We start from the raw sequence: 22,986 nt of genomic DNA on the forward strand, positions 1-22,986 counted from the left end.
CGGCCGCCCGATACATCAATGGTCGGTATCGAACATCTCGTGCAATTCGTCAAGCAGGTCGGCCGCTTCTTCCTGCGACAGGCCGAGATGCTGGCAGGCAAGTTCTCCGCCTTTATCCCATTCCAGCGAGGTACTGTTGCCATGGTAGCGTTGAATGCCTTTTTCGGCCAGCAGCGACAGGGCGACGAGCGAGCGAATGGCGTCGTCCGTGGACGGGTCCGCCAGTACCGAGTAGTCGTGGTGGTGCAAGATCGCCCAGGAGACATCGGAGGACAGGCCCCAGTTGCGCGCCAGCAAGCAGCCGATGGCCGCGTGGTTGGTCTGGTGGCGCGCGTCTTCCAGGCTGGTGAAGCAATTGTGCGCATCGTTGGCCGCCGCCGCGTAGGTGTTGACGTAGTCGGGGAAACGGTTCATCAGCAGGGGCACGCCGATATCGCAGAACAGGCCGAAGGTGTGGGCGATGTCGGGCGGGGCGATGCGCAGCTTGCGCGAGGTAAATACCAGGGCGCGCGCGCGCTTGGCCGACACATCCCAGAAGTTGGTCAGTTCCACGCCTTCCGCTTCCAGCGCCTGGCGCGCCAGCAAGCCCGTCATCATGGCGCTGCACTGGTTGATGCCGAGAAAATTGATGCCTTGCTCGACGGACTTGGCCTTGCGCGCGGCGCCATAGAACGGCGAGTTGGCCAATTTCAGCAGGGCGCCGGACATGCCCACATCGTCGGCGATGATGCGCGCGATGCGGCGCGGCGACGGGTCGTCTTCGGCCAGTTCGCGCTGCAGGTCGACCAGCAGGCTGGGACGCGGCGGGATGCGGATGGAACGCATCAAGGCGTCAACCGGATCTTCCTGCACTACCTGCTTTTGCGCTGCCGCTCTCATCATCACGCTTTCATCATCATTTTTGTGCCCGGTGGTTATTCTGTCGCGCGCTGCCGCTGCCCGCTTCATGAGCGTCTGGCGCAGTGCCCGACGATTATCGCTGTTTATGCATGGCAATAGTTCATCTCTGCAATATATTCTGGAAAAAATCCCCGTTTTGGCCTGGCCCAGCCGCTATTTTCGTCATTTTACGACGCTATCCGTCGGCGTTTTCGTGATGAAAAGATCAAGTTTTATTTGTTTTCAAGGCGGGACAAGGCGTGCGGCGCGAAGCGCGGCAGTACAATTGCCGGATGAAAAAAATCCTGGCAGGCATCGATTTTGCGGACGATTCCAGCAGCGTGGCGCGCCAGCTGATCGGCGTGACCGTGCTGGTCGACGGCGTGGGCGGGCGTATCGTGGAAACGGAAGCGTATGACCGGCTGGACCCCGCTTCGCATACGTATGGGGGCGTGACGCCGCGCAACGCCGTCATGTTCGGCCCGCCTGCGCACGCCTATGTCTACCGCTCGTACGGCATGCACTGGTGCCTGAACTTTGTGTGCCGCGAAGCGGGCCATGGCGCAGGCGTGCTGATTCGCGCCATCGAGCCGCTGGCAGGACTCGATGCCATGCGGGAACGGCGTGGCGTCGAGGGGGAACGGCTGCTGTGTTCGGGGCCAGGCAAGCTGTGCCAGGCCCTCGGCGTCAGCCATCTGCACAACCGGCTGGCACTGGATGCGCCGCCATTCCAGTTGCTGGCCCGCGAGGAAGATGTGACGGTGCAAGCGGGATTGCGCATCGGCATTTCCAAGGCGATGGAAACACCGTGGCGCTTCGTGCTGGCCGGTTCCCCCTACCTGAGCAAGCCGATGTAGAACAGCTAACCAAACCTGCTGCGCGTCGCGCTTCTCAGCTACAAATCACTGCCGCTCGCCACGGTTTTGTTCGGCGTTCTTGAGTGTGCTGGCACTAAACACCGCGCTTGCGGCGGGATGCGTTACCTGGCGTGTTGCTGCGTGGCGCACCGCGCAAGGGGCTGTGCAGCGCCCGCCTGTCGCTGCCTTCTCCCCTGGCGGGGCTGGCCGGATGCCGGAATGCCTCGTCCTCGGCATGGCCGGCCGGCGTAGCAGAGGGCCCGTCCAGGGTGAACACGGCCACGGCCGCCGACAATTTGACGGCCTGGTCCTGCAAACTGGCCGCTGCCGCTGCCGCCTGTTCCACCAGGGCCGCATTTTGCTGGGTGACGTCATCCATTTGCGTGACGGCATGATTCACTTCCGTGATGCCCGAGGCTTGCTCCGCGCTGGCCTCTTTCACGCGCTGGATGATTTCATTGACTTGCTGCACCGAGGCCACGATGGCGCCCATGCTGTCGCCCGCTTGCTGCACCGCCACGCTGCCGCCATCGATGGTGGTGACCGAGGTGGCGATCAGGGTCTTGATTTCCTTGGCCGCCTGCGCCGAGCGGTGTGCCAGGGTGCGCACTTCGGAAGCGACCACGGCAAAACCGCGGCCTTGCTCGCCCGCGCGCGCCGCTTCCACCGCCGCATTCAGCGCGAGAATATTGGTCTGGAAGGAAATACCGTCGATCACGCCGATAATATCCACGATCTGGCGCGAATTGGCCCGTATCGTCGCCATCGTCGTCACCGCCTGCTGCATCGACGCCCCCCCTTGCACGGCCAGGGTGGATGCTTGTCCCGCCAGCTCGCAGGCCAGCTGGGCGTTGTCGGCATTGTCATTGACGGCTTGCGTCAGCGCTTCCATGGCGCTCGATGTTTCTTCCAGCGAACTGGCTTGCATTTCCGTGCGCGCCGATAAATCCAGGTTGCCGGTGGCAATTTCACGCGAGGCCGTGTCGATCGCTTGCACGGCGCCCATGATGGTGCGCAAGGTCTGGTTCAGGTTGGCGATGGTCTGGTCCAGCACGCGCGACGTGTCGGCGATCTCGTCATTGCCCTGCTTGGGCGCGCCCGCCATCAGCTTGCCCGCCGCCAGGTCTTGCACGGCGTCGGCGATGCCGCGGATTTCCACCAGCATGGCGCGCCGCACCAGCATGGTCACCACGATGGAGACGAGGATCGATAGCAGGACCGTCAGCAGCAGACTCCAGCACAGGCTGCGGAATTCGGCGCTGGCCGTCGCATGGGCCTGGCTGCCGAGGGCCGTTTCCAGCGCCGACAGTTGCGCCAGCTGCGTATTGAACTGGCCGAATTGCGTTTCCGCCTTGAGCATGGAATTGGTGGCGATCGACTGGTCCATCTGCGCCATTTCCATGGTTTCCAGCACGGCCTTGCGGTAGCCGGCCAGGGCCGCGATGGCGGCATCGACCAGGGTGCGTTCGGCGCCCGTGGCCGTGGCGCGCAAGGTGGCCAGCTGGGTGCCGATGGCCGCATGGCGCGCCTTGATTTGCTGCTCCAATGTGTCGATGCGGGCCTTGGCGAAGCTGCCATTCGTCCACGACAGCAACTGGTACATATTGCCGTGCACATGCTTGGCGTCGCCGGCCACGTCGGATGCCGCCTTCAAATGCGCGATGCGTACCTGCACCATGTTTTCCAGCGAGGCATTTTGCCGCACCATGCCATACCAGGCACCGGTCGAGCTGAGTATCAGCAGCAGCAAGACCAGGGCGGGCGCCAGCAATAATTTCGGTCCTATGCGTAATCGATTGAGCATGCTTGACTCCCGGCTATGGCTGTTCAAACGGCAGGCGGCACAGGGGCAGGCGAGGGGGCGCGTGCACTGCATACGCATGCGCCGCCCCTGCCTTATTTCTTGTAGATCCCCGCTTCCAGCACCACGTCGTTGACGCGCAGGATGTACGTGGTCTTCGGCTCGATCTTGCCGGTGGTGGGATTCTTGTACTGGTAGTCGACCCAGCCCTTGCCCTGCCTTTGCGCCAGCTCAATGATTTCACGGCGATATTTCTTGCCATTCGCATCGGGCACATCCGTCAAATCCTTGCCCACGATGGAAGGATTGATGGGGTGGGCCAGCACGATACCCGTCTTGATGTCGCGCATGTCCACGTATAGCGAACCCTGCACGAATTCCGGGTCTTTCGCCGTGATTTTTTTCATCATTTCTTCTTTGCCATGCGCCTTCATGAAGGCGGCGCCCCGTTCCGCCATGGCGATGGCGTCTTTTTCCGTTGGTTCGACCGCGGCATGGACGCTGCCGCCCGTAAAGGCCAGGCACAGCAGGCTACCCGTGAATAAGCGTTTCATGAAAGCTCCTTGTGATATCGAGGGATGTGTTGCCAAGTCGTAATTTACGTCGCCGGGGTCCCCCTCAAATTGCGATGGCACAAACTAAGGTGTTGCTTGTCGGTAGCTTGCAACGTATCGACCGCTTGTTGATGTTTAGCAATTTGGTTCTGCACAGCAAGAACTATGATGACTTTCACAGCATGCCGGGCTGGCATGGCCGAGGCATAAACAGGCTGAATTGGCCGATATAGGGCTGATTTCATGGAAATTACCGCTATTTATTGGCAAGGAGCCGACCGTGGCCGCACGCATCCCCGAGCCGTTTTCACCGAAGTTCAAACCGTACACGCGGCATACCATTCAACAGGCGCGGCAGTGGGAATGGCTGCCGGACGAGCAGCGTGAAGCCGTGCAAGTGGTCTCGCACGTCTTGCCATTTCGCACCAATGAATATGTACTCGACCAGCTGATCGACTGGATCAATATCCCTGACGACCCCATCTACCGCCTCGTCTTTCCCCACCGCGACATGCTGCCGCCCGAGCAGTACGCGCACTTGCGCGAGCTGGTGCTGGTGCAGCGGGACAAGGCCGCCATCGATGCTTATGTGCATGGTATTCGCCTGGGCATGAATCCCCACCCGGCCGGGCAGATGACGCATAACGTGCCCAGAGTCAACGATACGTTCGTGCGCGGCCTGCAGCACAAATATGCGCAAACGGTGCTGTTTTTCCCCAGCGCAGGACAGACGTGCCACGCGTATTGCACCTTCTGCTTTCGCTGGCCCCAGTTCGTCGGCATGGACGACATGAAATTCGATGCGCGCAAGTCGCATGAGCTGGCTGCCTACCTGGCATTGCATCGGGAAGTGACGGATGTGCTGATCACGGGCGGCGACCCGATGATCATGAACACGCGGCAACTGGCCGCCTACCTGGAGCCGCTGCTGGCGCCGGGCCTGGAACACATCCAGAACATCCGCATCGGCACCAAGGCGGTGGCGTATTGGCCGCAGCGCTTTGTGTCGGACCGCGACTCGGATGATTTGCTGCGCCTGTTCGAGCGCATCGTCAAGGCGGGCAAGAACCTGGCCGTGATGGGCCATTACAGCCATGCCGTGGAGTTGCGCCAGGACATCGCGCAGCAAGCCGTCAAGCGCATCGTGTCCACGGGCGCCACCTTGCGCATGCAGGGGCCGCTGATCCGCCACATCAATGAAGACCCGGCGAGCTGGGCCGAGCTGTGGCAGACGGGAACGCGCCTGGGGGCGATTCCGTACTATATGTTTGTCGAGCGGGATACGGGCCCGCGCAGCTATTTCGAGTTACCCCTGGCGAAGGCGTACGAAATCTTCCAGGCCGCCTACCAGATGGTGTCCGGCCTGTCGCGCACGGTGCGGGGCCCTTCCATGAGCGCGTTTCCCGGCAAGATCGTCATCGATGGCATCGTCACCGTGAATGGCGAGAAACTGTTCGCCTTGCAATTTTTGCAGGCGCGCAATCCGGACTGGGTGCGCCGGCCGTTTTTTGCCAAGTTCGATGCAGATGCGACGTGGATGGACGATTTGAAGCCGGCCTTTGGCCAGGACAGGTTTTTCTTTGAAACGGATGAGCCAGCTCCGCAGGTGCCGCATAAAATCATCCGCCTGGCGCAGGCCGCCTGAGCATGCACGGCGCCGGCGCCTCGTCCCGTTCCGGCGCGGCCGTGTTTTGCCTGGTGTTCCTGCCGTTTGCGCTGGGGCATTACCTGTCGTGCCTGTTGAGGGGCGTGAATGCCGTGCTGACGGCCGAGCTGCTGGGGGCCATCGCCCTGACGCCAGCGCAGCTGGGCCTGCTGACCAGCGCCTTTTTTCTCGCCTTTGCATTGGTGCAATTGCCGGTTGGCATGGCGCTGGACCGTTACGGCCCCCGCGCGGTGCAACTGTGGCTGCTGGCGCTGGCGGCCCTGGGCGTGTGGCTGTTCAGTCGGGGCCACAGCTTTGCCGGGCTGATGTGGGCGCGCGCCCTGATGGGGGCGGGCCTGGGCGGCTGTTTCATGGCGGCCGTGAAAGCGATCTCGTGCGCCATCGCGCCATCGCGCCTGCCGTCCGTGCACGGCTACCTGATCGCCGTGGGCGGCCTGGGCGCGGCCACGGCCACGATGCCCGTCAAGCTGGCCCTGCATTACACGGACTGGCGCGGCGTGTTCCTGGGCCTGGCGCTGGCGGCGCTGGCCATCGGCTTGCTGATCCGCCTGCTGTCGCCGGCCATGCCCGCGCCTGCCGCTGCGAGGAACAAGGGGAACAAAGTCAGTGTCTGGAGCGTGTACCGGGACCCCGCCTTTCGCCGCACCATCGCGCTGATCCTGCTGCCGCACACGGTGTTCTTTGGCGTGCAGGGCTTGTGGGTGGGACGCTGGCTGGCCGACGTGGGGGGCTTGTCCGACGACAGCGTGGCGTACTTGTTGTATCTGGGCATGGCGGCCGTCATCTTCGGCGCCATCGGCATGGGCATGCTGACGGAGTGGGCCGGGCGGCGCGGTATTGCGCCTATGCAAGTGGCGGCCGCCGGCCTCGTCCTGTTTGTCGCCGTGCAAGTGGCGATGGCATGCAACGTGCTGCCCAGCCTGCCCTTGCTGTCCGTGCTGTTTACCCTGCTGGGTACGGTGACCGGCCTCGAGTATGCGATCGTCGCGCAAAGCATGCCGGCCAGCCTGACGGGCAGGGCCGCCACCTGTCTCAATCTGCTCATTTTCACGGGCGCCTTCCTGGTGCAGGCGGGCTTTGGCCTGATCCTCGGATGCTGGCCCCTGAACAGCCTGCAACAGTATCCGCCCCAGGCTTACCAGGTGGCATTTGGCGTGCTGGCGGCCTTGCAATTGCCGGGACTTGCGATGTTTTTCATCCGTCGCTACAGGCGTGCCGGACCATCCGGTAAAATGGCAGCCTGCACTGCGGCAATGATCAACTCCAAGGAAGACTATGAAACTCGTTCGTTATGGACGTCCAGGCAAGGAAAAACCGGGCCTGATCGATGAAGAAGGCAAACTGCGCGACCTGTCCGGCGTGATCGCCGATATTGATGGTGCGCAACTGTCCGACAAGGCCTTGCGCAAGCTGGCCAAGCTCGATGAAAAGACGCTGCCCTTGGTGCGCGGCAATCCGCGCTTCGGCGTGCCGCTGGCGAAAGTCGGCAAGTTCATCGGTATCGGCCTCAATTATGCGGATCACGCGGCCGAGGCCGGCATGGCTATCCCGGCCGAACCCATCGTCTTCATGAAGGCAATTACTTGCCTGAACGGCCCGGACGATAATGTCGTGCTGCCGCAAGGCTCGAAAAAAACGGATTGGGAAGTGGAGCTGGGCGTCATCATCGGCACGCGCGCCCAGTATGTGAGCGAAGAGGACGCCCTGAAATACGTGGCCGGCTACTGCGTCGTCAACGATATTTCCGAGCGTTCGTTCCAGCTGGAGCGGGGCGGCCAGTGGGACAAGGGCAAGGGTTGCGACACCTTCGGGCCCGTCGGCCCATGGCTGGTGACGCGCGATGAAGTCATCGACGAGCAGGACCTGGACCTGTACCTGGAAGTCAATGGCAAGCGCATGCAGACCGGCAATACGCAAACCATGATCTTCACGGTGGCGCAGATCGTCAGCTACCTGTCGCAATTCATGACCCTGGAACCGGGCGACATCATCGCCACGGGCACGCCGCCGGGCGTGGGCCAGGGCCGCAAGCCGCAGCGCTTCCTGAAGAAGGGCGACAGCCTGCGCCTGGGGATCGCCGGCCTGGGCGAACAGCAGCAGGGCGTGGTCGCCTGGACTGCCTGATGGCGGGTTCCAATATCGACCGTTTGCCGCCGCTGGCCCTGGACCAGCTCGACGCCCAGCAGCGGGCCGCCGCGCAAGCCATCATCGACGGGCCGCGCGGCGCCCTGTACGGTCCCTTCGTGCCGCTGATCCGCAGCCCCGAGCTGATGGAAACGGCGCAGCGCATGGGCGAGTACCTGCGCTACCGCAGCGCCATCGGCACGCGGCTGTCGGAGCTGGCGATCCTGGTGACGGCGCGCCAGTGGGACCAGCAGGTCGAGTGGGCCATCCACGCGCCGCTGGCCGTGCAGAACGGCATCGCGCAGGCGGCCGTGGACGCCATTGCCGCGCGGCGCGCACCGCTGGCCCTGAAAGACGACGAGCAAGCCGTGCATGATTTCTGCATCGAACTGCAGCAGCACAAGCGCGTCAGCGATGCCACGTATGCGCGCGCGCTGGCCCTGTTCGGCGAGCATGGCGTGGTCGACTTGATGGGCATCAATGGCTACTACACTTTCCTGGCCATGGTCATGAATGGCGCGCAGACGGCCGTGCCGGCCTTGGGCGTGCCGCCCATGCCCGCCTGATTAGAGGAGTTCTTCGGGCAAAGATGGACAAGATGTAATGAAGTTGAAATTATTCAATATATAATTTTGCTTCCCTTCCATTGCCAAGAAGCTCAATGAAAACTCGTCCGTGCTGTACCCTGATGGGCCGCGCCTTCCTGGCGTTGGCCCTTTCTTTTTGCCCCTTGATGACGGTGCGAGCGCTTGCCGCGGAAACCGCCGCCACCGCCAGCGCTTCCGCGCTGGAAAACTCCGTCGTCAAGGTGTTTTCCACCCTGCGGGGACCGGACCCCTACAAACCCTGGAGCAAGGCTGCGCCGCAGGAAGTGACGGGCTCCGGCGTCGTCATCGAAGGGCGCCGCATCCTCACCAATGCGCACGTGGTCGGCTATGCCAGCCAGGTGCAGATCCAGGCCAATGGGGCGGGCGACAAGATACCGGCGACCGTGCTGGCCATTTCGCGCGGCATGGACCTGGCCTTGCTGAAGATCGACGACGACAGCTTTTTCGCCAGCCACAAAGCGGTGCCGCGTGCCAATGTCTTGCCGGACGTGCGCGATGCCGTGCTGGCGTACGGCTATCCGACGGGCGGCACTTCGCTGTCGATCACCAAGGGCATCGTGTCGCGCATCGAATTCGTGCGCTACAACTTCCCCGTGTCCGGCTTGCGCATCCAGATCGATGCGGCCATTAACCCGGGCAATAGCGGCGGCCCCGTGATCGCCGGCGACAAGATGATCGGCCTGGCCTTTGCCGGCATGGCCAATGCGCAAAACATCGGCTACATCATCCCCAACGAGGAAATCGAACTGTTCCTGCGCGACCAGGAAAGTGGCGCGCCCAAGGGCAAGCCGGCCATGCGCGACATGACGCAGACGCTGGAAAATCCTGCGCTGCGCACGTATCTGAAGCTGGCCAAGGGTGTCGAGGGCGCCGTCGTGATGACGCCGGCCAGCAACGATGCCGCCTATCCGCTCAAGGAATGGGACGTCATCACGCATATCGGCGATTTTCCCATCGACAACCAGGGCATGGTCAAGCTGAATACCAACAGCCGCGTGCGCTTCCAGTACCGGGTGCAGCAACTGGCGAAAGACGGCCTGTTGCCGTTGACGGTGGTGCGCCAGGGCGCGCCCCTGAAAATCAGGGTGCCCGTTTCGGCGGCGCACCCGATGCTCATTTCCGGCCTGCAGGGCAATTACCCATCGTATTTCATCTTCGGTCCCATGGTGTTTTCGCGCGCCAGCACGGAATTCATGGCGGCGCCGAATGGCAATCCAGCGATGTTGGGCGGCATGGCGTTTGCCGGCAATCCGCTGGCCACGCGGCGCGGCGATGCGCCCGATAGCGAGCGCGGGGAACTGGTGGTGATTGCCGCGCCGTTCTTCCCGCACAAGCTGATGAATGGCTACAGTACCCGTTTCTTTTCCGTCGTCGATTCCGTCAATGGCGTGCGCGTGCGCAGTCTGGCGCACCTGGTGGCCTTGCTGCGCGACCAGACGGATGAGCTGCTGACGTTCCGCTTCCAGCAGCGCGACGCGGAAATGGTGGTCGTGCCCCGCAAGGAGATGCTGGCCGCAACGGAATCGGTGCTGACGGACAATGGCATTCGCTCGGAAGCGTCGCCCGACATGCTGAAGATCTGGAATGAAAAAACGCCGGCGAACTGAGCGTTCCCGGCGTTCCGTAGGACAACAGGCGCGGCGCACACCGCGGCTGTTGGATGTCAGGCGAGGACTTTTTTCAGCCACGCGCCGATGGCGTCGATTTCTTCCTGGCACAGCGAATGCTGCATCATGTATTCGTGCCATTCCACCTTGTAACCCATGCCGGTGAGCAAGTCGCGCGATTGCTGTGCGCGGGCGATCTGCACCACGGGGTCGGCCGTGCCGTGCGCCATGAAGATGGGCGTCTGCAGGCTCGCTGGCGTACGCTCGGCCGCCGTCTTGTCGGCCAGCGGCAGATAACCGGACAGGCACATCAGGCCAGCCAGCGGTTCCGCATGGCGCAAGCCCGTTTGCAAGGTCATGGCGCAGCCTTGCGAGAAGCCGGCCAGGATGATGCGGCTGGCGGGAATGCCGCGCGCCTTTTCGCGCGCGATCAGCGCTTCGATCTGCAGCTGCGAGGCGCGCAGGCCGTTCTCATCTTCGCGGCGCACGAGGTCGCTCACGAGGATGTCGTACCAGGCGCGCATCACATAGCCGTTGTTGATGGTGACGGGCATGGTGCCGGCGCTGGGGAAGATGAAGCGGATGGCGGGGCAGCCGCGCAAATCGAGTTCCTTCACCAGGGGCACGAAGTCGTTGCCGTCGGCGCCCAGGCCATGCATCCAGATGATGGAGACGGTGGGGTTCGGTGCGCTGTCGAGTTCTATGGTTTCCAGCAAGGTGCTCATGTATTTTCCTCAGGTAAAGGTTGCGCCGGACGCAGCGCCGATTTGGGACGGAAGGCCTTGCAGATGGCCGGATCGGTTTCCATGTAGGGGCCGCCGATGAGATCGATGCAATAGGGTACGGCGGCAAAGATGCCGTTCACCAGCTGATGGCCGTCGGCGTCTTTCAGTCCTTCCAGGGTTTCCTTGATGGCCTTGGGCTGGCCCGGCAAGTTCATGATCAGGGCGGCGCGCTCGGGCGTCTCGCGGATCACGGCCACCTGGCGCGACAAAATGGCCGTCGGCACGAATTGCAGGCTGATCTGGCGCATCTGTTCGCCGAAACCGGGCATTTCCTTGGTTCCGACGCTGAGCGTGGCATCCGGCGTCACATCGCGCCGTGCCGGGCCCGTGCCGCCCGTCGTCAGGATCAGATGGCAATGACTGAGGTCAACCATGTCGATCAGGGTGTTTTCAATCTGCGAGCGCTCGTCCGGGATCAGCCGCTTTTCCAGGCGAAACGGCGTGCGGATGGCGGCGGCCAGCCAGCTTTCCAGGGCGGGAATGCCCTGGTCTTCATACACGCCGCCGCTGGCGCGGTCCGAGATCGACACGAGGCCGATAATCAATTCGTCTTCGAGTGTGGTGGACATCGGTCACCTATAAAAAGTCTGGAGTGGCGTAAAAACAATAAAACCGGGATTATCCCGGTTTTTTGTCCATCCTTGGTTTTGGACGGCGGATTATTCGTCGTCTTCTGGCTCGACGCCGTCTTCATCCGCCTCATCCTTGCCGCCGTTTTGCTTCTTGGCGATCTGTTTCAGGATCTGGAAGATTTCACGGTAGGCCTTCGGCGGCTTGTTCTCGGCTTGCTCCTTGCGGGCATTGCGGATCAGGGTGCGCAGGTGCTGCACGTCCAGTTCCGGGTTTTCCGACAGCAAGACGGTCAGGGCCTTGTCGTCCGTCAAGAGTTTGTCGCGGCGGCGTTCCATCGCGTGCATGGCGGCCGTGTCGGCTTTCGACAAGCCTTTCCAGCTATCGATGGTGCGTTGGATGGCGGCAACTTCTTCTTCATCCAGGGTGCGCATTTTCTTGCCCACGTATTGCAGCTGGCGGCGGCGACCTTCGTGATCCTTGATCAGCTGGCATTCGAGGATGGCGTCGCGCACGTCTTCCGGCATGGGAACGCGCTTGACGCGGTCGCGTGCTTCATTGACGAGTTCTTCCCCCAGCTTTTGCAGGACGGTCATCTGGCGCTTGAGTTCCGATTTCGACGGACGTTCATATTCCTGTTCGAATTCGGACGATTGGAAGCCGCAAGCTCCCCGGTTTGGATTTGGCATGATATATAAGGCGGGAGAGGACTTGTGGACCGCTCCTGTAAACTGTAAACGACTGCTATGATAACCTTTTTAGCGGCTTTCCGAAGAAAACAGCGCATGAACGACTCCGTATTTACCCATAGTCAAGAGCAATTGCAGCAACTGGCCCGTGATGTGTTGTCTTTTGCGCGGGAAGCGGGCGGTACCGACGCTGCCGTCGAAGTCAGCGAAGGCGGTGGCCTGTCCGTTTCTGTGCGAAAAGGCAAGATCGAGACGATCGAGCAAAACAAGGACAAGGGCATGGGCGTGACCGTGTTTGTCGGCAAGAAACGCGGCAATGCCAGCACTTCCGATTTTTCGCCGTCCGCCCTGCGCGCCACGGTGGACGCCGCCTACAACATCGCCCGCTTCACGGCCGAGGACGATTGCGCGGGCCTGGCCGACGCGGACATGCTGGAAATGTCGCCCCGCGACCTGCAATTGTTTTATCCGTGGCTCATTTCCGCCGAGGAAGCCGTCGTGCTGGCCCAGCGGGCCGAAGCGGCCGCGTTTGCCGTCGACCCGCGCATCACGAACAGCGAGGGCGCCAGCGTGCACGTGCAGCAATCGCATTTTGTTTCCGCCAATTCGCGCGGCTTCATCGGCGGCTATCCGTTTTCGCGTCACACCCTGTCCGTGGCGCCCATTGCCGGCAAGGGCGCGAAGATGCAGCGCGACGACTGGTATTCGTCCGTGCGCGACGCGGCCAAGATGTCGAGCCCGGAAGCCATCGGCCGCTATGCCGCCGAGCGCGCCCTGTCGCGCCTGAACGCGCGCAAGCTGGGCACGCGCACCTGTCCCGTGCTGTTCGAGGCGCCGCTGGCGGCCGGATTGCTGGGTACCTATGTGCAAGCGACCTCGGGCGGCGCCCTGTACCGCAAGTCCACTTTCCTGCTCGATTCCCTGGGCACGCAGGTGCTGCCGTCGCATGTGCAGATCTTCGAAGACCCGCATGTGATCGGCGGCGTCGGTTCCGCGCCGTTCGATGAAGAGGGCGTGAAAACCGTCAGCCGCGACGTCGTCAAGGATGGCGTGGTGCAAGGTTATTTTCTGTCGACTTACACGGCCCGCAAGCTGGGCATGCAGACGACGGGCAACGCGGGCGGCTCGCACAATCTGTACCTGACTTCCAGCCAGACGGCCGCCGGCGACGATTTCGTTGCCATGCTGAAAAAGCTGGGAACGGGATTGCTGGTCACGGAACTCATGGGGCAGGGAACCAACTACGTGACGGGCGACTATTCGCGCGGCGCGTCCGGTTTCTGGGTGGAAAATGGAGTGATTCAATATCCGGTGGAAGAAATCACCATTGCCGGCAACATGAAGGACATGCTGCGCAACATCGTTGCCGTGGGCGCCGACGTCTTGCGCCGCGGCACCAAGCAGACGGGCTCCATCCTCATCGAGAGCATGGTGGTGGCCGGCGGTTGAACACTGCCCGGATACGCCCCAGCCAGCGGCATCGCTGCCGGCAGGCTGGGGCGCTACTAGTTTGCTCGCTTACTTCGATTGGACGTTGACGCAGGTCCACGAAATATTCGTGGCGTCCCATGTCGCTTTCCAGTTAATCGTCGTCTGGTCCCTGCATGCCTGCTCGGACGCAAACTTGGTATCCTGGTAGCGCTGGTAGATATAGCCGTCCTGAGGACGCCATACGGCGCCATACCAATAATTGTTGGCATCGACGGCGGTACCCAGCTGCTCAAGCGGTTTATTCTGGGCCGTGTTCTTGTAATCGATCGCGGAACTGCCATCCGCCTTGAAGAGTCGAACCCATACGGAATTATTCTGCGTGCCGGCCCCATCGACTGGAATGCACATTCTCGTCTTGGCCGTGTACAAGCTGTCAGGCATTGTCAGGCAGAAATATGGACTTGGCGAACCTGCTGCAATCGACCATTCCACGTTGGCGCTTGCCGTGCCGCTTGGGTCGCAGTAATTCGCGTATTTCCCCGCTTTGAAACCTTCCGTATAAGTCAGCGTTTGCACGCCTGAAAAATACGTCCCGGATGCGTTGCTAAGGGTGGGCAACTCGTTGCGGCCCGTGACGGACATACATGCCTTGTAGCCGGCATCGGCATAGCCGACCGCCATGCCGATGGGCTGCATGTTCGCATCCAGATGCAGTTTCCAGGTATTGCGGTATTGCAGTTTGCCACTGGCATTGCTACGCAGCAGTGAAATGACTTTGACGGATGCCGCTTGTTGCGACACACCATTGGTAACGAAGGGGGCTGGCTGTCCCAATTCCTGGCTGACGATCAATGTCGCCGTCCCAAGACTGCCATCATTGGATGCCAGGTTCGAGATGGTCAGGTCGCTGCTCAGGAATTTCTTTAATGCATCAGCGGCATTGATGGATGCCAGTACTGGTGCCGGTGGAACCACCGGTTTGAGATCCGGGCTGCTGCCATTCCCGCTACCACCGTCACCGCCGCCGCCACCGCCGCAAGCGGCGAGCAAGCTGACGAGGGCGCACAATATGGTCTGTTTCTTCATCTTTACAACCTAATATAGCGACAAGAATGCGTGTCGTTGCGCCGCGGCATTATAGGGAGTGTTGATTGTAGGAAATCTATCGAATTGTCTCATCGCCCCCTCCATTTCTCCTCCGAATACCGGTGCCATGCGCCTGCGTGCGTGCGTTCGACGCAAGCCAAGGTTGCCTGGCAGCCGCTGTGGCACCGTGCATGCGGTGATTTGCCAGCAGTGATCAGCGCGTCATACGGATGAAACATTGCCTTCGTATGATGTCGCCATCTGACGTTATCTGCGCAATTAGATGCTTTTAATGTAAGTAAGCCGAACTTCGTGATATTTCATGCAAGATACGAGTCTTGCCGTGACGCGTAGTTGTTGATCCAACCTGCATAGTAACTCTCTCCATGACCTACTCCCGTACCCGCATCGCCCGCGCGGTGGCCCTGTTGTGTGCCATGAACGCCCTGTTTGCCAATCAGGCCCAAGCCAGTGGCGATGCACCCGCTGCCCCAGCTTCCGCCAGCGACGCCATTGAAGCCCCGCAAGCCGTGATCGTCACGGGCACGCGTGGCAGCAACCGCACGCAGTTCGATACCATGGCGCCCGTCGACGTGTTCAACCGCGAAGATATCGGCGCCGTCGAATCGTCGGACTTGAACGATGTGCTGGCGCAACTCGTGCCGTCATATGTGGTGCAGCGTCTGCCGATGGCTGACGGGCAAGTGTTCGTGCGTCCCGCTACTCTGCGCGGCCTGTCGCCGGACCAGACCCTGGTGCTGGTCAATGGCAAGCGTTTCCACCGCAGCGCCTTGCTCGGCGCGCGCGGCGCGCAGGCGCCGGACCTGGCGCAGATTCCCGTGTCCGCCATCAAGCGCATCGAAGTGCTGCGCGACGGCGCTTCCGCCCAGTACGGTTCCGATGCGATTGCCGGCGTGATCAACATCATTCTCGACGACACGCCCGGCACGGAGGTCTCCGTGCACCATTCGCAATATGCGGAAGGCGACGGCAAGGGCAATGAGTTGAACCTGAAGACGGGTTTTGCCTTTGGCGAGACGGGCAAGGCGACGATTTTCGGCGCGCTGGCCAAGTCCGATCCCACGTCGCGCACGCGCCAGCGGGCGGACGCGATTGCTTTCCAGAATGCGCATCCGGAACTGAAGGTGCCGAATCCCGTGCAGCGCTGGGGCCAGCCTGAACTCGACAGCAAGCGCATCGGCTTCAACGCCAGCATGGCCCTGTCCGAGACGACGGAGCTGTACGGCTTCGGCCTGTTCAGCCGCAGCGACGGCACCTCGGACTTCAACTGGCGCAATCCCGACACCAGCACGGGCGCGTACAAGACCAGCAGCCTGTTCCCCGGCTGGGACTTGCGCAGCCTGTACCCGCTCGGTTTCAGCCCCAGCTATTCGAACGACCAGGACGATTTGCAGCTGGTGGCGGGCGTGCGCGGTCACTTCAACGACCGCTTCGGCTGGGATGTGAGCGCTTCCTACGGCCGCAACCGCATCGACTATCGCCTGGCCAATTCCATCAATGCGTCGATGGGGCCGAGCAGCCCGACGTCGTTCTACCTGGGGCAGTTGTCGCAGGTAGAAAAAATCCTCAACGCCAACTTTAATTATGAATTGCCCGTGGCATCGCTGCCGCAACCGCTGAACATCGCGTTTGGCGCGGAAGCGCGCAACGAAACCTATGGCGTGAAGGCGGGCGATGTGGCGTCCTGGACGGTGGGGCCGGGCGCAGCCATCGGCCTCGATGCGAACGCGAACGGCGCGCCAGGCTTCAGCGATCGCCAGGCGGGCAGCTGGGGGCAGGACAGCTATGCTGCCTACCTGGACGTGGAAGTGCCCGTCAGCAAGGCGCTGAGCCTGGGCGGCGCGGCCCGCTACGAGCATTTCTCGGAATTTGGCAGCACCGTCAACGGCAAGTTGTCGGCCCGCTATGCGCTCAGTGACGACCTGGCCCTGCGCGGCTCCTACTCGACCGGTTTCCGTGCGCCAACGCCGGGCCAGTCGAATACCAACAGCACAAACCAGGGACTCGACACCAAGACCCTGCTGTTGTTTACCAGCGGCCGCCTGGCCAATAACGATCCGCTGGCCATCCTGCTCGGCGCGCAGGCGCTGAAGCCGGAAAAATCGAAAAACCTGTCCCTGGGCTTTACGTGGAAGACGCCGGCCGGCTTTTCCGGTTCCGTCGACGTGTATGACATCAAGGTCAGCGACCGCTTCAGCACGTCCGCCTCGTTTGCCGTGCCGGCCGGCGTGGCCAATCCGCTGCGCTACACCTCCGTCAGCTATTTCACCAACGACTTCGACACCACCACGCGCGGCATCGATATCGTGGGCAGCCACCTGAGCCGCGTCGGCGACGGCAAGCTGAACCTGACCCTGGCCTACAACTACAACACCACCAAGGTCGATGGCGGCAAGTCCAGCCTGGTGACCAATCCGGCCCAGCGCCAGGTGTTCGAGGAGCGCCTGCCGCGCCAGAAAGCCACCATCAGCGGCAACTATGACCTGGGCAACTGGAACACCATGGCCCGCGTGCGCTATTACGGCGCGTGGACGGACAATTCGGGCAACGCCACGGGCGACATCTTCCAGCGTTTTGGCGCCATGCAATTCCTGGACCTGGCGGCCAGCTACAAGATCAACGACAAGCAGTCCGTGCGCGTGGGGATCGACAACGTGCTGGACAAGTATCCTGACGAGGCAACCTTCCAGGCCAGCCGCGGTCTGATCTATTCGCGCAATGCGCCGTATGACACGGACGGGCGTAACCTGTACGTCGAGTACAAAGTGAAATTTTAAGGGAGATGACGATGAATCCACAACGCCGCGCCCTGTTGCGCGCGGGTTCGCTGGCGGCAGCGCTGCCCATGGCTGCGGGCGCAGCATCGGCTGCGTCTGCCGCCCTGCCTCCGCCCTTGCCGCCGGTGCCGGCCGGCACCACGCCGGATGCCCTGGCCGGCAATCAGGCGTACTGGCAAGCCGTGGCTGCGCAATACGACACGACCGATGCCATCGTGCAGCTCGACAACGCCTTCTGGGGTTCGATGGCCAGGCCCGTGTTGCGCCATTACGAGCAGCAGCTGGCCATGGTCAACCGCGACAATGCCTGGTATGCGCGCATGCGCTTTCCCGCCGACTTCGAAGCGGCCCGCGCGGCGGCAGCCAGGGCGCTGGGCGTGGGGCTCGATGAAATCGTGCTCACGCGCGGCGCCACGGAAGCGCTGCAAGTCCTGATCGCCGGCTACAACCGCCTGCAGCCGGGCGATGCGGTGTTGTACGCGGATATCGATTACGACAATATGATCACCGTCACGCGCTGGCTGCAGCAGCGGCGCGGCGCCCAGGTCGTGTCGATTGCCATGCCGGAACCGTTTACGCATGACAACGTCGTTGCCGCCTATGTTGCTGCCATGGAACGCCATCCGACCTTGAAACTGATGCTGCTCACGCACGTCAATCACCGCAACGGCATGGTCTTGCCCGTGGCCGAGATCAGCCGTTTGGCACGCGCGCGGGGCATCGACGTCATCGTCGATACGGCGCATGGCTTTGGCCAGCTGGACATGACGATTCCTGACCTGCAGGCGGATTTTGCCGGCATCAACCTGCATAAATGGATAGGCGCGCCCGTCGGCGTGGGCGCTGCCTACATCAAGCGGGGCAGGGTGGCCGATATCGACCCCTATTTGGGAGAAAAGGCGGGCGACGATATCCGTACCCGCGTGCATACGGGCACGGTCAATTTTGCCGCCTACCTGAGTCTGCCGGCGGCGCTGGACTTGCACGCGCAGATCGGCGTGGCCAACAAGCAGGCGCGGCTGCGGCTGCTGCGCAACCGCTGGGTGGAGGCGGCACGCGCCATCGATGGCATCGAGGTGCTGGCGTCAGCCGACCCGCGCCTGACGAGCGCCATCGCCTCGTTCCGCCTGAAGGGCAGGACGAGCGTGGCCGACAGCTATGCGCTGTCGAAAAAGCTGGTACAGGAACACGGCATCTTTGCCGTGCCGCGCGACGGCCTTGCCAGTGGCGCGTGCGTGCGCGTCACGCCGGGCATCTTTACGCCCGAGTCGCATCTGGAGCGGCTGGTGGAAGCCTTGCGCAAGGTGGCCAAGGGCTGAGAGAAAAGCGCGGCCCGCCTGCAAGGGGCGGGCCGCGTGACTGCAGGTGCTGCTGTGCTTAGGCGCGCAGGGTCGCCAGGATAGGCTGCAGTACTGCCGCGCCCAGGGCGGCGCTGCGGGCGCCGCTCCAGCCCGTTTGCGGATCGGGATCGTTGGCGTTGTCCTTGAACGGCAGTTCCAGGGTCAGCGACAGGCAGCCGAAAGCGTGGGTGATGTGGGGCGAACCCATGGTCAGCACTTCCGGCGTGAACGGGCCGTCTTCATAGCCGTGCTCATCCTGGAAGTCGGGGCTGGCCACCTTGAAGTCGGCGATGAAGCGGTCTTGCTGGGCCTTTTGTGCTGGCGTGAAATTTTCCAGCGCATCGCTGCCGGCCACGAATACGTACGGCAAGCCTTCGTCGCCATGCACGTCGAGGAACAGGTCGCAGCCGATTTCATGCATTTTCTGTTTCACCAGGAATACTTCCGGGCTGCGTTCCATCGTTGGCGTCATCCATTCGCGGTTCAGGTTGGCGCCGGCCGCGTTGGTGCGCAGGTTGCCATGCACGGAACCGTCCGGGTTCATGTTCGGCACCACGTAGAAAACGGCGTCCTGCAGGCACTGGCGGGCAAACGGGTTGGCCTGGTCCAGCAAGGCTTCCAGCATGCCTTCGACAAACCATTCCGCCATCGTTTCACCGGGATGCTGGCGCGCGATGACCCAGACTTTCTTTTCGGCATCGGCGTCGCCGACCACCAGCAGATTCATGTCGCGGCCTTCCACGGTGCTGCCCAGGTCGATCAAGCGTACCAGCGGCGACGCTTGCGCGCTGTCGATCAGGGCCAGGTGGCGGTCCCATGGGTACGGCTCGAAATACGCGTAGTACACGCTTTCCTCTTCCGGCGTATGTTCGATGGTCATCACCGTACCGTCAAAGCTGGTGGGTACGCGGAACCACGTTTCGCGGTCGTAGCTGGCCACGGCCTGGTAGTCTTTCCAGCCGTCCGGGTAGGCCGACTTGCCTGCGTTCAGGAAGCGGATCGTGCACGCCTCGCCTTGCGCGCCTTGCAGGCGGAAGTAAAACCACTGCGTGATGTCGGCGTGGGAATCCTTGCGGATGTTCAGCTCGATGGATTGGGCATCGTCGGCGCGCAGCACCTCGATCGCGCCGGCGTCGAATTGCTGGCTGATTTTAATGGTCATGAGTGTTCCTGATAAAAACGTATGGGTTTTGCATCGTGTGCAATGGCGCGATGATACCTGTTTTGCGGCAGCCTTTGTGCTGGCGCAAACGATGACGGACACGCTTTGCTAACGTGATAGCTCCAACACGGGGAGATCATCATGGACGACAACGGCAAGCACATACGCGATCTGGAAAAGAAAATCAGCGCCCTCAGTGACGCCCTGGCGCACCTGGGCAAGGGCACGACCTTGCAGGAATTGCTGCGCATCATACGTTTTCCCGGCTATACGACGCCGGCCGAATTCACCTTCAATATGGCCATTCTCGATACCATGCTGGTGCAGGCCAATGCGCTGGAAAAGCTGGGACAGGACTTATTGGCAGGAGCCAAGCAGGTGGCGAAGCAGTAGCTTGAGGCGGGTTTGATATTTGCGCCCCAAACGCCAGGGCCGGGGGCGGACCCTCAGGGGAATAGGGAGCAATGGAGCGTATTCCGATTCCGAGAGAGGCGCCCCCGCTACCGGGCCGTCGGGTTCATGTATCAAGTCCACCGAAACGTTCAAAAAACCACGGCTCCACATCGGGCGCCTGTTCATCTTCGCGCCGCAAGGTGGCCAGGATATGTTCCTCGGCGGCCGCATACGTGATGCGGTACAGGTCGCGCGCCAGCGCATACGCCTGCGTGCCGGGCCACGGTTCGGGCAGCAGTTCGACGGGCAATTGCGGATCGTGCAACTGCACGCGGCGGTAGGCGTGCGTCAGCAGCGAGCGGATGACGAACGCCTGTTCCGCATCGAACACGGGCTCTTCCTGCAGCAGGGTCAGCAGCGGCTGGAAGCTGGCGATGAATTTCTGGTAGCCGGCCATCACTTCCGACAGATCCCAGCATTCGCCCACCATGTCGCGCAGGGGGCGCGTGCTGACACCCGGCAATTCCGTGGTGTGGCAGACATACAGCTTGCCCTGCACCTCGTTGCGCACCAGGATATCTTCCAGCGCCTCCGTATTGCTGGCTGGATGGCCAAAGATGCCCGGCGAGATCAAGCCATAGCCGGCCCATAATAATTCCTTGCGCAGCGCCCCCCGCTCGGCGGCGCCGATGCTGCCGGCCGGCCCGATCACCAGGGTCCAGCTGCCATCCCAGTGCACGACCAGTGGCGCATAGATGCGGCGGTAGGCGCGCTCGAAGCGGGCCAGCGCCTCCGGGCGTATCGTATAGGCGCTGCGGCGGCCGTCGCGCTGCGAGCTGAGCCAGCCTTCCTGCGCCAGGCGGAACACGCTGGTGCGCAACAGGCGGTCGTTTACGCCGAATGGCGCCAGCAGTTCGATCAGGCTGCCCAGCCAGATGGCGCCCCCCCGCGGCACGATGGCGTCGCCAAAGATGGTCATTACCAGGGACTTCGAGCGCGGCGGGTCGCGTTCCAGGAAATCGGCTATCCATGCCGTGCAGCGGGTGTTCTTCATGTGGTTCCGGTCTGGCCGTGTTGCGGTCGATTCAATAAAAGCAGCAGTTTACTTGGCTGCGCGGGTAGCGCGTCAATAATTTGCCGGAGGCGCTGGTGGCGCTGCCGTCGTGTTTTCTCATAAGCAATATCATACGCACAAAAAAGCTGCACAAGATACGATTTTTTAAAATGACTCAAATCAAGTGTATGCAAATCGATTTTTGTATCGTATTATCTGTTCATCGCACCGCGTTGCTGCGCAAAATCAAAGACATGGGAGACAGATCATGTACGCACAAATGGTTGAAACCGGCCTCAAAAACGTCCGTTCCATCGATGACATGGGGCAAGAGGAGCGCGCTTTCCAGGCCCGCATCGACGAAGGCATCAAGATCGAGGCCAAGGACTGGATGCCGGACGCTTACCGCAAGACCCTGATCCGCCAGATTTCGCAGCACGCGCACTCGGAAATCGTCGGCCAGTTGCCCGAAGGTAACTGGGTCACGCGCGCCCCCACCCTGAAACGCAAGTCGATCCTGCTGGCCAAGATCCAGGACGAAGCCGGTCACGGCTTGTACCTGTACAGTGCCGCGGAAACCCTGGGCGTGTCGCGCGACGACTTGCTGGCCGCCTTGCACTCGGGCAAAGCCAAGTATTCCAGCATCTTCAACTATCCCACGCTGTCGTGGGCCGACATGGGCGCCATCGGCTGGCTGGTCGACGGTTCCGCCATCATCAACCAGATCCCCCTGTGCCGCTGCTCGTACGGACCGTATGCGCGCGCCATGATCCGCGTCTGCAAGGAAGAATCGTTTCATGCGCGCCAGGGCTACGACATCATGATGTCGCTGTGCAAGGGCACCCCGGCGCAGAAAGCCATGGCGCAGGATGCCTTGAACCGCTGGTGGTGGCCGTCGCTGATGATGTTCGGTCCATCGGACGCCGCTTCCGTCAACAGCGCCCAGTCGGCGCAATGGCGCATCAAGCTGTTCTCGAACGATGAACTGCGCCAGCGCATGGTCGACCAGACCGTGCCGCAAATCGAATACCTGGGCCTGACCGTGCCCGATCCCGACCTGAAGTTCAACGCGGAAACGGGCCACTATGAATTCGGCGAGATCGACTGGTCCGAGTTCAACAATGTCCTGAAGGGCAATGGCCCGTGCAACCGCGAACGCCTGCAGACGCGCGTGACAGCGTATGAAGACGGTGCATGGTTCCGCGATGCCCTGGTCGCCTACGCAGACAAGCAAGCCGCGAACGAAAAAGCGGCAGCCTGAAAACATCTATAAAAGGGGATAGCAACATGAGCAAAGAATGGCCTTTGTGGGAAGTTTTCATCCGCAGCCAGCACGGCCTGGCGCACAAGCATGTGGGCAGCCTGCACGCTTCCGACGCCACCATGGCGGTCAACCATGCGCGCGACGTCTATACGCGCCGCAATGAAGGCGTGAGCATCTGGGTAGTGCGCGCAGCCGATATCGTCGCCAGCAGCCCCGGCGACAAGGGCGCCCTGTTCGAACCATCGAACAGCAAGGTGTACCGCCATCCCACCTTCTTCCCGATGCCGGAAGAAGTCAAGAACCTGTGATGGGAGCGCC

Annotated in this window: 21 protein-coding genes; 12 read left to right on the plus strand and 9 right to left on the minus strand. The window is 62.0% G+C overall.

All coding sequences use genetic code 11. The annotated features are described in order from the left end of the window. Positions 1-15: 15 nt before the first annotated feature. Positions 16-882: an HDOD domain-containing protein gene (locus GCN74_RS01620; RefSeq protein ID WP_152255027.1), complete on the minus strand. Its 867-nt coding sequence runs from the start codon at positions 880-882 to the stop codon at positions 16-18. 290 nt (positions 883-1,172) lie between these two features. Between GCN74_RS01620 and GCN74_RS01625 the strand changes: the two genes are divergently transcribed. Continuing rightward, entirely contained in the window at positions 1,173-1,736 is a 564-nt protein-coding gene (locus tag GCN74_RS01625) for a DNA-3-methyladenine glycosylase (protein WP_152255028.1), read from the plus strand. 94 nt (positions 1,737-1,830) lie between these two features. Here GCN74_RS01625 and GCN74_RS01630 read toward each other — a convergent pair whose 3' ends face one another. After that, positions 1,831-3,540, minus strand: coding sequence for a methyl-accepting chemotaxis protein (locus GCN74_RS01630; RefSeq protein ID WP_152255029.1), 1,710 nt, complete (start codon positions 3,538-3,540; stop codon positions 1,831-1,833). Between the two features lie 92 nt (positions 3,541-3,632). Further along, positions 3,633-4,091: a cache domain-containing protein gene (locus GCN74_RS01635; protein WP_152255030.1), complete on the minus strand. Its 459-nt coding sequence runs from the start codon at positions 4,089-4,091 to the stop codon at positions 3,633-3,635. A gap of 280 nt (positions 4,092-4,371) precedes the next feature. On the opposite strand from GCN74_RS01635, the gene GCN74_RS01640 reads away from it, so the two are divergent. The 5 genes from GCN74_RS01640 to GCN74_RS01660 all read left to right on the plus strand — a co-directional run bounded on the left by GCN74_RS01640 (position 4,372) and on the right by GCN74_RS01660 (position 10,096). Continuing rightward, positions 4,372-5,736 carry a KamA family radical SAM protein gene (locus GCN74_RS01640; protein ID WP_226938809.1) on the plus strand — a complete coding sequence of 455 codons (1,365 nt, stop codon included), beginning with the start codon at positions 4,372-4,374 and terminating at the stop codon, positions 5,734-5,736. Positions 5,737-5,738: 2 nt separating this feature from the next. Then, complete coding sequence (locus GCN74_RS01645) at positions 5,739-7,088, plus strand: MFS transporter (protein ID WP_226938810.1); 1,350 nt, start codon at positions 5,739-5,741, stop codon at positions 7,086-7,088. Then, positions 7,033-7,881: a fumarylacetoacetate hydrolase family protein gene (locus GCN74_RS01650; RefSeq protein ID WP_152255032.1), complete on the plus strand. Its 849-nt coding sequence runs from the start codon at positions 7,033-7,035 to the stop codon at positions 7,879-7,881. Before GCN74_RS01645 ends, GCN74_RS01650 begins: the two co-directional genes overlap by 56 nt. Next, positions 7,881-8,447: a carboxymuconolactone decarboxylase family protein gene (locus GCN74_RS01655; RefSeq protein ID WP_152255033.1), complete on the plus strand. Its 567-nt coding sequence runs from the start codon at positions 7,881-7,883 to the stop codon at positions 8,445-8,447. The genes GCN74_RS01650 and GCN74_RS01655 overlap by 1 nt, the downstream gene beginning before the upstream one ends. Positions 8,448-8,542: 95 nt before the next feature. After that, complete coding sequence (locus tag GCN74_RS01660; RefSeq protein ID WP_226938811.1) at positions 8,543-10,096, plus strand: S1C family serine protease; 1,554 nt, start codon at positions 8,543-8,545, stop codon at positions 10,094-10,096. Between the two features lie 56 nt (positions 10,097-10,152). Here the strand turns inward: GCN74_RS01660 and GCN74_RS01665 are convergent, their stop codons facing one another. From GCN74_RS01665 to yjgA, 3 genes are all read right to left on the minus strand, one after another. Continuing rightward, complete coding sequence (locus GCN74_RS01665) at positions 10,153-10,821, minus strand: alpha/beta hydrolase (protein WP_152255034.1); 669 nt, start codon at positions 10,819-10,821, stop codon at positions 10,153-10,155. After that, positions 10,818-11,450 (minus strand): molybdopterin adenylyltransferase, encoded by a 633-nt coding sequence (mog, locus tag GCN74_RS01670; protein WP_152255035.1) that lies wholly within the window; start codon positions 11,448-11,450, stop codon positions 10,818-10,820. The genes GCN74_RS01665 and mog overlap by 4 nt, the downstream gene beginning before the upstream one ends. Positions 11,451-11,540: 90 nt before the next feature. After that, entirely contained in the window at positions 11,541-12,140 is a 600-nt protein-coding gene (gene yjgA / locus GCN74_RS01675; RefSeq protein ID WP_152255036.1) for a ribosome biogenesis factor YjgA, read from the minus strand. 96 nt (positions 12,141-12,236) lie between these two features. Here yjgA and pmbA point away from each other — a divergent pair, with 96 nt between their 5' ends. After that, on the plus strand, positions 12,237-13,589 hold the full coding sequence (gene pmbA, locus GCN74_RS01680; protein WP_152255037.1) for a metalloprotease PmbA: 1,353 nt from the start codon (positions 12,237-12,239) through the stop codon (positions 13,587-13,589). 69 nt (positions 13,590-13,658) lie between these two features. Here the strand turns inward: pmbA and GCN74_RS01685 are convergent, their stop codons facing one another. After that, positions 13,659-14,657, minus strand: coding sequence for a hypothetical protein (locus tag GCN74_RS01685; RefSeq protein ID WP_152255038.1), 999 nt, complete (start codon positions 14,655-14,657; stop codon positions 13,659-13,661). A 386-nt stretch (positions 14,658-15,043) separates the two neighbouring features. On the opposite strand from GCN74_RS01685, the gene GCN74_RS01690 reads away from it, so the two are divergent. Both GCN74_RS01690 and GCN74_RS01695 read left to right on the plus strand, forming a co-directional pair. Continuing rightward, a complete protein-coding gene (locus tag GCN74_RS01690) occupies positions 15,044-17,455 on the plus strand; it encodes a TonB-dependent receptor plug domain-containing protein (protein ID WP_193316927.1) in 2,412 nt (803 codons plus the stop codon). Between the two features lie 11 nt (positions 17,456-17,466). Further along, positions 17,467-18,774 (plus strand): aminotransferase class V-fold PLP-dependent enzyme, encoded by a 1,308-nt coding sequence (locus GCN74_RS01695; protein ID WP_152255039.1) that lies wholly within the window; start codon positions 17,467-17,469, stop codon positions 18,772-18,774. A gap of 58 nt (positions 18,775-18,832) precedes the next feature. Here GCN74_RS01695 and GCN74_RS01700 read toward each other — a convergent pair whose 3' ends face one another. Next, positions 18,833-19,957 (minus strand): M14-type cytosolic carboxypeptidase, encoded by a 1,125-nt coding sequence (locus GCN74_RS01700; protein WP_152255040.1) that lies wholly within the window; start codon positions 19,955-19,957, stop codon positions 18,833-18,835. A 141-nt stretch (positions 19,958-20,098) separates the two neighbouring features. Here GCN74_RS01700 and GCN74_RS01705 point away from each other — a divergent pair, with 141 nt between their 5' ends. Next, positions 20,099-20,350, plus strand: a complete 252-nt coding sequence (locus tag GCN74_RS01705; protein ID WP_152255041.1) for a hypothetical protein — start codon at positions 20,099-20,101, stop codon at positions 20,348-20,350. 124 nt (positions 20,351-20,474) lie between these two features. Here the strand turns inward: GCN74_RS01705 and paaX are convergent, their stop codons facing one another. Continuing rightward, a complete protein-coding gene (paaX, locus tag GCN74_RS01710) occupies positions 20,475-21,404 on the minus strand; it encodes a phenylacetic acid degradation operon negative regulatory protein PaaX (protein ID WP_152255042.1) in 930 nt (309 codons plus the stop codon). Between the two features lie 268 nt (positions 21,405-21,672). Between paaX and paaA the strand changes: the two genes are divergently transcribed. Next, entirely contained in the window at positions 21,673-22,665 is a 993-nt protein-coding gene (gene paaA / locus GCN74_RS01715) for a 1,2-phenylacetyl-CoA epoxidase subunit PaaA (RefSeq protein ID WP_152255043.1), read from the plus strand. Positions 22,666-22,691: 26 nt separating this feature from the next. Further along, the gene (gene paaB, locus GCN74_RS01720; RefSeq protein ID WP_034746356.1) at positions 22,692-22,976 is read left to right on the plus strand and encodes a 1,2-phenylacetyl-CoA epoxidase subunit PaaB; all 285 of its coding nucleotides are present in this window, start codon (positions 22,692-22,694) and stop codon (positions 22,974-22,976) included. Positions 22,977-22,986 lie beyond the last annotated feature (10 nt).

Origin of the sequence: Janthinobacterium sp. FT14W (assembly GCF_009208755.1) — a bacterium.
Taxonomy (GTDB): domain Bacteria; phylum Pseudomonadota; class Gammaproteobacteria; order Burkholderiales; family Burkholderiaceae_D; genus Janthinobacterium; species Janthinobacterium violaceinigrum.